Source organism: Streptomyces sp. NPDC060002 (assembly GCF_042737245.1).
Classification (GTDB): domain Bacteria; phylum Actinomycetota; class Actinomycetes; order Streptomycetales; family Streptomycetaceae; genus Streptomyces.
This window is the reverse complement of the sequence record NZ_JBHWUW010000037.1, coordinates 75,002-87,070: the sequence shown is the minus strand read 5'-3', so window position 1 is coordinate 87,070 and position 12,069 is coordinate 75,002. Positions and strand designations below refer to the sequence as shown.

10 protein-coding genes and 1 riboswitch are annotated in these 12,069 nt (G+C 69.2%); of the genes, 5 read left to right on the top strand and 5 right to left on the bottom strand.

Features of this window, described 5'->3' with window-relative positions:
* Positions 1-38 precede the first annotated feature (38 nt).
* The 4 genes from ACFWBD_RS28040 to ACFWBD_RS28025 all read right to left on the bottom strand — a co-directional run bounded on the left by ACFWBD_RS28040 (position 39) and on the right by ACFWBD_RS28025 (position 4,832).
* Positions 39-1,565, bottom strand: coding sequence for a glycoside hydrolase family 3 protein (locus tag ACFWBD_RS28040; RefSeq protein WP_385672384.1), 1,527 nt, complete (start codon positions 1,563-1,565; stop codon positions 39-41).
* 8 nt (positions 1,566-1,573) lie between these two features.
* Positions 1,574-2,449 (bottom strand): carbohydrate ABC transporter permease, encoded by an 876-nt coding sequence (locus tag ACFWBD_RS28035; protein WP_385672381.1) that lies wholly within the window; start codon positions 2,447-2,449, stop codon positions 1,574-1,576.
* Complete coding sequence (locus tag ACFWBD_RS28030; protein WP_385672378.1) at positions 2,446-3,432, bottom strand: carbohydrate ABC transporter permease; 987 nt, start codon at positions 3,430-3,432, stop codon at positions 2,446-2,448. The genes ACFWBD_RS28035 and ACFWBD_RS28030 overlap by 4 nt, the downstream gene beginning before the upstream one ends.
* A 119-nt stretch (positions 3,433-3,551) precedes the next feature.
* Positions 3,552-4,832, bottom strand: coding sequence for an extracellular solute-binding protein (locus ACFWBD_RS28025; RefSeq protein ID WP_385672375.1), 1,281 nt, complete (start codon positions 4,830-4,832; stop codon positions 3,552-3,554).
* A 372-nt stretch (positions 4,833-5,204) separates the two neighbouring features.
* On the opposite strand from ACFWBD_RS28025, the gene ACFWBD_RS28020 reads away from it, so the two are divergent.
* The 5 genes from ACFWBD_RS28020 (at position 5,205) to ACFWBD_RS28000 (ending at position 11,841) form a co-directional block, all read left to right on the top strand.
* On the top strand, positions 5,205-5,969 hold the full coding sequence (locus ACFWBD_RS28020) for a GntR family transcriptional regulator (protein WP_057603350.1): 765 nt from the start codon (positions 5,205-5,207) through the stop codon (positions 5,967-5,969).
* A gap of 138 nt (positions 5,970-6,107) precedes the next feature.
* Positions 6,108-6,392: a DUF3311 domain-containing protein gene (locus tag ACFWBD_RS28015; protein ID WP_385672371.1), complete on the top strand. Its 285-nt coding sequence runs from the start codon at positions 6,108-6,110 to the stop codon at positions 6,390-6,392.
* Positions 6,389-8,014: a monocarboxylate uptake permease MctP gene (gene mctP, locus ACFWBD_RS28010; protein WP_385672368.1), complete on the top strand. Its 1,626-nt coding sequence runs from the start codon at positions 6,389-6,391 to the stop codon at positions 8,012-8,014. The genes ACFWBD_RS28015 and mctP overlap by 4 nt, the downstream gene beginning before the upstream one ends.
* 201 nt (positions 8,015-8,215) lie before the next feature.
* A riboswitch (cobalamin riboswitch) is annotated at positions 8,216-8,307 on the top strand.
* Positions 8,308-8,452: 145 nt separating this feature from the next.
* The gene (locus ACFWBD_RS28005) at positions 8,453-10,816 is read left to right on the top strand and encodes a ribonucleoside-diphosphate reductase subunit alpha (RefSeq protein WP_385672365.1); all 2,364 of its coding nucleotides are present in this window, start codon (positions 8,453-8,455) and stop codon (positions 10,814-10,816) included.
* Complete coding sequence (locus tag ACFWBD_RS28000) at positions 10,816-11,841, top strand: ribonucleotide-diphosphate reductase subunit beta (RefSeq protein WP_385672362.1); 1,026 nt, start codon at positions 10,816-10,818, stop codon at positions 11,839-11,841. Before ACFWBD_RS28005 ends, ACFWBD_RS28000 begins: the two co-directional genes overlap by 1 nt.
* Here ACFWBD_RS28000 and ACFWBD_RS27995 read toward each other — a convergent pair.
* Positions 11,754-11,996: a hypothetical protein gene (locus ACFWBD_RS27995; protein WP_385672359.1), complete on the bottom strand. Its 243-nt coding sequence runs from the start codon at positions 11,994-11,996 to the stop codon at positions 11,754-11,756. The two genes, ACFWBD_RS28000 and ACFWBD_RS27995, sit on opposite strands and share 88 nt — an antisense overlap.
* Between the last annotated feature and the right edge of the window lie 73 nt (positions 11,997-12,069).

Below are 12,069 nucleotides of genomic sequence, written 5' to 3'. Positions count from 1 at the left end.
CCTGAAGAGGAGCCCGGCGCCTTCGTCGTGGCCGGCGCTCAGGCGTGCGTGCCCGCCGCGATGACCTCCGCCGCCGCGCGGCCGCACACCCGGGCCGCGCCGTGGGTGGCGATGTGCAGGGCGCCCCGGGGCGGGGCCTGGGGGACGCCCATCTCGACGACGACCGTGTCCGGGCGCGCCGTGAGGAGGGTGTCGAGGGCCGCCGCCATCCAGGGGTGCCGGTGCTCGTCGCGGACGACGGCGACGATCCGCCGCTCCCCCGCCGCCACCAGCGCCGCGCGCCCCGCGTCCGCGCCCGCGAAACTGCCCGTCTCCGTCCCCGGCAGCAGCCGGCCCAGCTCCGCGGCCACGCCCCACGGGGTCTCGTCACCGACGGCGATGTTCGCGACCGGGGTGAGCGCGGCGACGTACGGCGGGTCGGTGAGCGGGGTGAAGACGTCGTCGCCGGTGAGGCGCAGCGCCCGGCGGGCGGCGATCAGCCCGACATCGGCTCGCCCGGCGCTCCGGCCCGCCTGCGCCGTCTGCTCTCCGGTGCCGGCCGCGGCCGTGTTCCGTGAAGCCGTCCAGCGGGCCAGTGCGCGTACCCGTTCCGCCGCGTCCGCGAGGCGTCGCTCGGGGAGTTCGCCGGTGCGGACGGCGGTGACCAGGGCGTCGCGCAGGCGGCGTACCGTCTCGTCGTCCGCCAGGCCGCCGCCCACGCAGATGGCGTCGGCTCCGGCCGCGACGGCGAGGACGCTGCCGCGCTCGATGCCGTAGGTCGCGGCGACGGCCTGCATCTCCATGCCGTCGGTGACGATCAGGCCGTCGTAGCCGAGTTCCTCGCGGAGCAGGGTGGTGAGGATGCGCGGGGACAGTGTCGCCGGTCGGGCGGGGTCCAGGGCGGGGACCAGGATGTGCGCGCTCATCACGGCGCGGGTGCCGGCGGCGATGGCGGCGCGGAACGGGGTCAGTTCGCGTTCCGTCAGGACCGCCGGGTCGGCGTCTATGCGCGGGAGCGCGTGGTGGGAGTCGACGGCCGTGTCGCCGTGTCCCGGGAAGTGCTTGGTGCAGGCCGCCACGCCCGCCGACTGCAGGCCGGTGACGTAGGCGGCGGTGTGCCGGGCGACCAGGCCCGGGTCGGCGCCGAACGAGCGGACACCGATGACCGGGTTCGCGGGGTTGGAGTTCACGTCGGCGGAGGGCGCCCAGTTGAGGTTGACGCCGCATTCCGCGAGGCGGCGGCCCAGCTCTGCGGCGACCTCCAGCGTGAGCGAGACGTCGTCCACCGCGCCCAGCGCGTGGTTGCCGGGGAAGCTGGAGCCGGTACGCACCTCCAGGCGCGTGACGTCTCCGCCCTCCTCGTCGATCGCGACCAGGACGTCGTCCCGCTCCGCGCGCAACTGCGCTGTCAGCGAGGCGAGCTGTCCCGGCGAGGCGATGTTCCTGCCGAACAGGCCCACCGACGCAAGGCCCTCGCCCAGGCGGCGCAGCAGCCAGTCGGGGGCGGTGGTGCCGGGGAAACCGGGTTGGAGGACCGTCAGGGCGTCACGGGTGAGAGTGTCGGTGCCGCTGGCGATTGTCGTCATCGGGGGCGTTATCCCTTCACGGCGCCCGCGGTCAGCCCCGCGGCCATCTTGCGCTGGACGAGGAGGAACAGGGCGACGATCGGTAGGGCCATCATGGTGGCGCCGGCCATCATCGGGGCGTACTCGGTGCCGTGCTTGGTGGAGAAGTTGCTGAGCCACACGGTGGCTGTCTGGTTCTTCTGACTGAGCAGCATCAGGGCGTAGAGGTACTCGTTCCAGGCCTGGATGAAGCCGTAGACCGAGGTGGCGACCATGCCCGGGGCCAGCAGGGGGAAGACCACCCGGACGAAGGCCCCGGTGCGGGAGCAGCCGTCGACCATCGCGGCCTCCTCCAGCTCCTTCGGGATGTTGACGATGAAGCCGCGCAGCGTCCACACCGTGAAGGGGAGGATGAAGGTCAGGTACGTGAGGATCAGGCCGGACAGCTTGTCGTACTGATCCAGGTCGTTCAGAAGCAGGAAGACCGGGATGATCATGGCGACGAGCGGGACCATCTGGACGGCCAGAATGCCCACGATCACGATCTTGCGGCCGCGGAAGGCGAACCGGGAGATGGCCAGAGCGGCCAGCATGCCGACGACGACGCCGATCGCGACGACCGCCAGGGAGACGAGCAGGCTGCGGCCCACCGGGCCCCAGAAGTCGGCGATGTGCAGCGCGCGGCTGAAGTTGTCGAGGGTGAGTCCGGTCGGCAGCAGGCTCGGGTCCGGGTCGATGGCGTCCTTCGCCGGCTTGAACGCGGTGTTGAGCATCCAGTAGACGGGGAAACCCGCGACGGCGAAGACCAGCAGGCCGAGGAGGTTCCAGCCGAACTTCGGCTTGCGGCGCCCGGACCGGCTGCCCGCCCGGCCCGCCCGGCCCGCCCCGGAGGCAACGGCGCTCATTCGACCTCTCCGATCTTCAGCATCTGACGCATGTAGACGGCGACCACTCCGAGCAGCAGCACCACGGTGACCAGGGCGATCGCCGAGCCCTGTCCGTAGTCGTTGACGACGAAGGCGCGGTCGTAGGAGTACGTCGTCAGGATCTGGAACTCGGCTTCCGGGTGTCCGTTGCGCATCACGAAGACCTGGGGGAAGACGCCCATGTCCCAGATGACCGACAGGGTCGTGAGCATCACGATGATCGGTTTGAGGATGGGCAGGGTGACGTACCGGAAGACGCCCCAGGCGCCCGCGCCGTCGAGGCGGGCGGCCTCCTCCAGCTCGGCCGGCACCTGGGTGAGGCCGGCGCTGAGGGTGATGACCACGAAGGGCACGGCGCCCCAGACGACGAGGAGCATGATGACCGCCAGCCCCTGCGGTCCGCTGGCGAACCAGTTGTGGCCGATCAGCTCGACGCCCGGCAGCCTGCTCAGGACCGCGTTGAGGATGCCGTAGTCGGCGTCGAACAGCCACTTGAAGACGGTGGTGGCGACGATGACCGGCATGCCCCAGCCGGCCACGAGCGCGATGTTGACGAGGGTCTTCACCCAGCCGGAGACCCGCTGGAGGAGCAGCGCGATCAGCATGCCGATGACCATCGTGAAGATCACGCAGCCGGCCGCGAAGACGACCGTGCGGAAAACGACCTGCCAGAACTCGCCGTCGCCCAGCACGCCCGTGAAGTTGTCGAAACCGACCGACTCGGCCGGCTGGAAGCCCCACAGCTGGGACTGCCCGAACTTCTGGAAGGAGAGGGTGACCAGCCGGACCAGCGGATAGCCCATCACCAGGGCGAGGACCAGCAGGCAGGGGGCGAGGAGCAGCCAGGGGGTCGCTGCCCCGCCGGAACTTTGGCCGCCGCGTGGTCTTGGCACCACGGGTGGTCGTGGCGGCGACTGCCGCGTCTGCGGCACTTTGGCAGTGGTCGTGTCTGCGGCACTCATCCGCGCGCTCCTCAGCGGTCCCTCGGGTCGTACGAAGGCGAAGCCCCGTACGGGTCGTACGGGAGGCAGGGCCCCGCCCCGTTGAAGCCCTCCGGGGTCGACGGGGCCCTGCGCTCAGGTCACTTGTTGTTGATGACCTTGTCGATCGCGGCGTCCGCGTCCTTCGCGGCGGCCTCGACCGTCTTCTTGCCGGTGCCGATGCTCTGGAGCATGGTCTGGAGCACCTGGGCCTTCTCGACCTGGCCCCAGCCGGGCGCCATCGGGACGAACCAGTTGGACTCGGCGGCGGTGGCCGGGACCGCGGTGGCCGGATCGCTCTTGAGGGTCGCGAGGTCGGTCTTGTTGTTGGGCAGGTTGCCCTTCGCGATCAGGCCCTTCTGACCGGACGGGCCGGTGAACGCGTTGATCCACTCGGCGGCGAGGGCCTGCGCGTCCGACTTCACCGGGACGGCGAGGTCGGAGCCGCCCAGGAAGACGGGGAGGTTCTTGCCGGACGGGCCGGGCATCACGAAGTTCTCGACGTTGTTCGCGAGCTTGCCGGTCTTGTCGTTCTCCTTCGCCGCGGCGGTCGCGCCCTCCCAGGCGGGGGCGAAGATCATGCCGGACTTGCCCTGGCCGTAGACGATGTAACGGTCGGACTCGTCCTTGGTCTTGTCGCCGTGCATGTACGTGTCGAGGACGTTCTTGAACTCGGTGAGGCCCTTGACGGACTCGGGCGAGGAGAGGTCGGCCTTCCACGCGCCGCCGTCCTCCTTGGCGATCGAGCCGCCGGCGTCGTAGACGAAGGACATGGCCGCGTACCAGTCACGGGTGGGCTGGTACCAGGCGGAGAACTTGTCGCCCTCCTTCTTCTGGACCTTGTCCAGGGCGGCGGTCAGCTCGGCGTACGTCTTCGGCGCGGTCTTGACGCCTGCCGAGGCGAAGAGGTCCTTGCGCCAGTTGGCGACCCGGCCGCCCGCGTAGTACGGGACACCGTAGGTCTTGCCGTCGTAGGTCACCGAGGCCTTGAGGCCGTCGAGCCAGGCGGAGGAGTTGTCGAACTTGGCCGTGTCGAGGGGAGCGAAGGCGCCCTTGACCATGTAGCCGAGCATCTCGGTGTTGCCCATCTCGACGACGTCGGGGGCCTTGTCGGTGGCCAGGACCGCGTCGAGCTTGGCGTTCTTGTCGGGCCAGCCGTAGTACTCGTGGTTGATCTTGACGCCGGGGTGCGCCTTCTGCACCGCCGCGTCGGCGGCCTTCACCAGCTCGGGCCAGTTGTTCTGCGCGTCGACGGTGAGCCAGACCGTCAGCTCCTTGGCGTCGGTGCCCTTCGAGTCCCCGCTGCCACTGTCGTCCCCGCACGCCGCGATGGAGACCATCATGCCCGCGATACCGATCGCGGCTATCAGCTTGCGCTTCACGCCATCCTCCTCAGGGATGCCACACCCCCCGCCCACGGGCCGGGACCTCGATCTGGACCAATGGTGTAGACCAGTGCGCAGAGCTTGGCTCAGACCAATAAGCCTGTCAAGGGTGGCCGAACCCCCTCCGAACAGCCGTTATGGGACCTACATATGCAGGAACCTTTAAGTAAGAAGCTGTCGAAAACCTCGACCAAGGAGGGTGCCGCTCCGGTAGACCATTTGCCCTGGTGGACTAGACCAGCAAAAGTTGCGACGGTATACAGAGGGATCACGGAACGGTGGGGCAGCATCCCCGCGTCCGTGCCACGATGTGACCCGCGGCCGACGGCGTGTCGGCCATTTCGGCACCCGCAGCCGGGAAGGCAGGACATGAGCACCGACGTCAGCAGTGCGGAGAACGAGGGTGGGGCGACCGTCCGTACCGCGCGTGTGCCCAAGTACTACCGCCTGAAGAAACACCTGCTCGACATCACGGAGACACAGTCTCCGGGCACCCCGGTCCCGCCGGAGCGCACCCTGGCGGCCGAGTTCGACACCTCGCGCACGACCGTCCGCCAGGCCCTCCAGGAGCTCGTCGTCGAGGGCCGCCTCGAGCGCATCCAGGGCAAGGGCACCTTCGTCGCCAAGCCGAAGGTGTCCCAGGCGCTCCAACTCACCTCGTACACCGAGGACATGCGCGCCCAGGGTCTCGAACCGACCTCGCAGCTCCTGGACATCGGCTACATCACCGCCGACGACCGCCTCGCCGGCCTCCTCGACATAACGGCCGGCGTACGGGTGCTGCGCATCGAGCGCCTGCGCATGGCCAACGGGGAACCGATGGCCATCGAGACGACCCATCTGTCGGCGAAGCGCTTCCCGGCCCTGCGCAGGTCGCTGGTCAAGTACACCTCGCTGTACACCGCCCTCGCCGAGGTCTACGACGTCCGTCTCGCCGAGGCCGAGGAGACCATCGAGACCTCGCTGGCCACCCCGCGCGAGGCGGGCCTGCTGGGCACCGACGTGGGCCTGCCGATGCTGATGCTCTCCCGCCACTCGCTGGACCAGGAGGGCCGGCCGGTGGAGTGGGTGCGGTCGGTGTACCGGGGCGACCGGTACAAATTCGTGGCGCGGCTGAAGCGGCCCACCGAATAGACCCCGAACAGGCCGAGTGGACCGAGCAGACCGCGTAGAGGGTCTGTGGAGGGTCTTCCGCTGGGCTTATCCGTCCCTTACATTGCCTGCGCATTACATCTGTGATCAAGGCGATCAGGTGAGGGGACGGAGCCACCGATGTCAGAGACCCCGGAAGTGACCAGGGAGCCGGTGGTGACGCCTGTGCGCGTCGCCATCGGCTTCTGTCTGATCGCGCCCTTCGTGGCGATGCTGTGGGTGGGTTCGTACGCGAAGGTGGATCCGGCGTTCATCGGGATCCCCTTCTTCTACTGGTACCAGATGCTGTGGGTGCCCCTCTCCGCCGCGCTCACCGTGACCGCGTACAAGCTGTGGCAGCGTGACCAGCGCGGCCGCGCCACCGGTTCTTCGGCCTCCTCCGCGAAGGGTGGTGCGTCGGAGTGAAGGACGGCGTGAACGGCGTCGCGCTCGCCGTCTTCATCTTCTTCTTCCTGGCCGTCACCATCATGGGCTTCCTGGCCGCGCGCTGGCGCAAGGCCGAGAACGACAGCCTCGACGAATGGGGCCTCGGCGGCCGGTCGTTCGGCACCTGGGTCACCTGGTTCCTGCTCGGCGGCGACCTGTACACCGCGTACACCTTCGTCGCCGTACCCGCGGCGATCTACGCGGCGGGCGCGGCCGGCTTCTTCGCGGTGCCGTACACGATCCTCGTCTACCCGCTGATCTTCACCTTCCTGCCCCGCCTGTGGTCGGTGTCCCACAAGCACGGCTATGTGACGACCTCGGACTTCGTGCGCGGCCGGTTCGGCTCGAAGGGGCTGTCGCTGGCGGTGGCCGTCACCGGCATCCTGGCGACGATGCCGTACATCGCGCTCCAGCTGGTCGGCATCCAGGCCGTGCTCGACGTGATGGGCGTCGGCGGCGGCGAGGGCACCAACTGGTTCGTGAAGGACCTGCCGCTGCTGATCGCGTTCGGCGTGCTGGCGGCCTACACCTACTCCTCGGGTCTGCGGGCCCCCGCACTGATCGCGTTCGTGAAGGACACGCTGATCTACATCGTCATCGCGGTGGCGATCATCTACATCCCGATCAAGCTGGGCGGCTTCGACGACATCTTCGCCAAGGCGAGCGAGGCGTACAGCCAGACCAACCCGGCGACCGGCAAGCCGCGCGGGGCGCTGGCACCGGCGGAGGCGGGCCAGTGGACGTACGCCACGCTGGCGTTGGGCTCGGCGCTGGCGCTGTTCATGTACCCCCACTCGATCACGGCGACGCTGTCGTCCCGCAGTCGTGAGGTGATCCGCCGCAACACCACGATCCTGCCGCTGTACTCCCTGATGCTGGGTCTGCTGGCGCTGCTGGGCTTCATGGCGATCGCGGCCGGGGTCAAGGTCACCAACGGGCAGCTGGCGATCCCGCAGCTGTTCGAGGACATGTTCCCGTCCTGGTTCGCGGGTGTGGCGTTCGCGGCGATCGGCATCGGCGCGCTCGTGCCCGCGGCCATCATGTCGATCGCGGCCGCGAACCTCTTCACCCGCAACATCTACAAGGACTTCATCAAGCCGGACGCGACGCCCGCGCAGGAGACGAAGGTCTCCAAGCTGGTCTCGCTCCTGGTGAAGGTGGGCGCCCTGGTCTTCGTCCTCACCATGGACAAGACGGTCGCCATCAACTTCCAGCTGCTGGGCGGCATCTGGATCCTCCAGACGTTCCCGGCCCTGGTCGGCGGCCTCTTCACCCGCTGGTTCCACCGCTGGGCCCTGCTCGCCGGCTGGGCGGTCGGCATGATCTACGGCACCGTCGCCGCGTACGGCGTCGCCTCCCCGGCCCAGAAGCACTTCGGCGGCTCGTCGAAGGAGATCCCGGGCCTCGGTGAGATCGGCTACATCGGTCTCACGGCGTTCGTGATCAACGTCGTCATCACCGTGGTGCTGACCTTCGTCCTGAAGGCGGCCAAGGCTCCCGAGGGCATCGACGAGACAAAGCCGTCGGACTACACGGCGGACGCGGGCGACCCGGGCGTGGCGGTGGAGCTGCCCCCGGCCACGGCGGGCGCCGGCCACTAGGCAGGTCTTCGAGCGCCGCGTTCGGCGGGCCGTCGGGAGGGATCCGGCGGCCCGCCGTCGTGTGCCCGGTGGACATTTCCCGGCATGGACGACATCGCTCTCCCCGCGCGCCAGTTGACGCTCTGAAACCGCCCCGACACAACATCTGGGGGTGGCGTGACGGGTGAGCACAAGATGTATGCTCATGCTCGCTGTCGCCGCAGGGGAATCCGGTGCGAATCCGGAACTGTCCCGCAACGGTGTACTCGCGTGCATCCATACCCGTATGCGCACGCCTGTTCAGTCCGAGGCCCTGTCGACAGCGCGCCCGGCCGTCCGGTCCGGGTGCCCTGACGTCCGGGTCTCGCGGAGTGGGCCGGTGGACGCGACGCCCCCGCGCGCTCGTGTGCTGCCCCCTGCCCTGCGCAAGGCCCACCGCCGAGCGAGGGAGAGCCCCACGTGACCATCGCGCCAGCCGAACCGGTTTCAGTCACCGAGCTGGAGACCGACGGTCCCGGTACCGCGTTGCTGCGGACCCTGACCGAGCTGACCGCCGACCTGCCCGACGCCGACCCCGGCCGGGTCGCCGCCGCCGCCCTGCGCGGCCGGTCCGCCCGGGCCGACGAGGCGGAGCTGCGCGAGCTGGCCACCGAGGGCGCCGCGGGCCTGATCTCCGAGGACCCCGCCTACTCGAAGCTGGCCGCCCGGCTGCTGACGATCAGCATCGCCGCGGAGGCCGCCTCCCAGGGCGTCACGTCGTTCACCGGATCGGTCGCCGTCGGCCACCGCGAGGGCCTGATCGCCGACCGCACCGCCGAGTTCGTGCGCGTCCACGCGGTCCGCCTCGACGCCCTGATCGACGAGGAGGCCGACGACCGCTTCGGCTACTTCGGGCTCCGCACCCTGCACAGCCGCTACCTCCTGCGGCACCCGATCACCCGCAAGGTCGTCGAGACACCGCAGCACTTCCTGCTGCGCGTCGCCTCCGGCCTCGCCGAGGACGACACGGCGCGTTCCGTGGACGAGGTCGCCGCGCTCTACGGGCTGATGAGCCGTCTGGACTACCTCCCGTCCTCCCCCACGCTCTTCAACTCCGGCACCCGGCACCCCCAGATGTCGTCCTGCTACCTCCTCGACTCCCCGCTGGACGAGCTGGACTCCATCTACGACCGCTACCACCAGGTGGCCCGGCTGTCGAAGCACGCGGGCGGCATCGGACTGTCGTACTCCCGTATCCGCAGCCGCGGTTCGCTGATCCGTGGCACCAACGGGCACTCCAACGGCATCGTGCCGTTCCTGAAGACGCTCGACGCCTCGGTCGCCGCGGTGAACCAGGGCGGCCGGCGCAAGGGCGCGGCGGCGGTCTATCTCGAGACCTGGCACTCCGACATCGAGGAGTTCCTGGAGCTGCGGGACAACACCGGTGAGGACGCCCGCCGGACGCACAACCTGAACCTCGCGCACTGGATCCCGGACGAGTTCATGCGCCGGGTCAACGCCGACGCCCCGTGGTCACTGTTCTCCCCCGCCGACGTGCCCGAGCTCGTCGACCTGTGGGGCGAGGAGTTCGACGCGGCCTACCGGTCGGCCGAGGCGAAGGGGCTGGCGAAGAAGACCATCCCCGCCCGTGACCTCTACGGCCGCATGATGCGCACCCTCGCGCAGACCGGCAACGGCTGGATGACCTTCAAGGACGCGGCCAACCGCACCGCCAACCAGACGGCCGAGCCGGGCCACGTCGTGCACTCCTCCAACCTCTGCACGGAGATCCTGGAGGTCACGGACGACGGCGAGACGGCGGTCTGCAACCTGGGTTCGGTGAACCTGGGGGCGTTCGTCGACACGACGGCCGGCGCGATCGACTGGGAGCGGCTGGACGAGACCGTCCGCACGGCCGTCACCTTCCTCGACCGGGTCGTCGACATCAACTTCTACCCGACCGAGCAGGCGGGCCGATCCAACGCCCGCTGGCGGCCGGTCGGCCTGGGCGCGATGGGCCTCCAGGACGTCTTCTTCAAGCTGCGGCTGCCCTTCGGCTCCCCGGAGGCGAAGGCGCTGTCCACCCGTATCGCCGAGCGCATCATGCTCGCCGCCTACGAGGCCTCCGCCGAGCTGGCCGAGCGCAACGGCCCGCTGCCGGCCTGGGAGAAGACCCGTACGGCCAGGGGCGTCCTGCACCCGGACCACTACGGAGTCGAGTTCACCTGGCCCGAGCGCTGGGCGGCCCTGCGCGAGCGGATCGCGCGGACCGGCATGCGCAATTCCCTGCTGCTCGCCATCGCGCCCACCGCCACCATCGCGTCCATCGCGGGCGTGTACGAGTGCATCGAGCCGCAGGTGTCCAACCTGTTCAAGCGCGAGACGCTGTCCGGCGAGTTCCTCCAGGTCAACTCCTACCTGGTGCAGGACCTCAAGGACCTCGGCGTCTGGGACGCCCGCACCCGTGAGGCACTGCGCGACTCCAGCGGCTCGGTGCAGGACTTCGCCTGGATCCCGGACGAGGTACGCGCCCTGTACCGCACGGCGTGGGAGATCCCGCAGCGCGGCCTGATCGACATGGCCGCCGCCCGCACCCCGTACCTCGACCAGGCCCAGTCCCTGAACCTGTTCCTGGAGACGCCGACCATCGGCAAGCTCTCCTCGATGTACGCGTACGCCTGGAAGTCGGGCCTGAAGACGACGTACTACCTGCGCTCCCGCCCGGCGACCCGCATCGCCCGCGCGGCCCAGGCGCAAGCCACCGTCCCCGTCCAGCAGGTGGCCGAGCCCGACGCCGTCGCCTGCTCCCTTGAGAACCCCGAGTCCTGCGAGGCCTGCCAGTAATGACCAGCGCACCTGAGAAGACCGAGAAGAACCTGCTCGACCCGGGCTTCGAGCTGACCCTTCGCCCGATGCGCTACCCGGACTTCTACGAGCGCTACCGGGACGCCATCAAGAACACCTGGACCGTCGAGGAGGTCGACCTCCACTCGGACGTCGCCGACCTGGCGAAGCTGTCCGAGGGCGAGCAGCACATGATCGGCCGGCTGGTCGCGTTCTTCGCGACGGGCGACTCGATCGTGGCGAACAACCTCGTGCTGACGCTGTACAAGCACATCAACTCCCCCGAGGCCCGCCTCTACCTGTCGAGGCAGCTCTTCGAGGAGGCCGTGCACGTCCAGTTCTATCTGACGCTCCTGGACACCTACCTCCCCGACCCGGAGGACCGCACCGCCGCCTTCGCCGCCGTGGAGAACATCCCCTCCATCCGCGAGAAGGCCGAGTTCTGCTTCAGGTGGATCAACGAGGTCGAGAAGCTGGACCGGCTGGAGAGCAAGGCCGACCGCCGCCGCTTCCTGCTCAACCTGATCTGCTTCGCCGCGTGCATCGAGGGCCTGTTCTTCTACGGCGCCTTCGCGTACGTCTACTGGTTCCGCAGCCGGGGTCTGCTGCACGGCCTCGCCACGGGCACCAACTGGGTGTTCCGTGACGAGACGATGCACATGAGCTTCGCCTTCGAGGTGGTCGACACCGTCCGCAAGGAGGAGCCGGACCTCTTCGACGACCAGCTCCAGGAGCAGGTGACGGCCATGCTGCGGGAGGCCGTCGAGGCCGAGCTCCAGTTCGGGCGCGACCTGTGCGGCGAGGGGCTGCCGGGTATGAACACCGACTCGATGCGGCAGTACCTCGAGTGCGTCGCCGACCAGCGTCTGTCGCGGCTCGGGTTCGCCCCGGTGTACGGCTCCGAGAACCCCTTCTCCTTCATGGAGCTCCAGGGTGTTCAGGAGCTGACCAACTTCTTCGAGCGCCGTCCGTCGGCGTACCAGGTCGCGGTGGAGGGCACCGTCGACCTGGACGAGGACTTCTGAGCCGCCCTCTCCCCCCGGGCCTCCTGGGCCTCCCTGATCTGCCCGTCGGCGCGCCGGTCGCGCACGATGCCGAGCACGGACGGGAGGACCAGGAGGACGAGGATCCCGAGGACCATGAGCATTCCGATGAGGCCTTCGATCTGGTTCGTGTTCATGGACACCAGTCTCCAGCCGGACACTCCTGACCGTGAGTGGCAGGACTGCCGCACACCTTCAAATTCCTGCCAC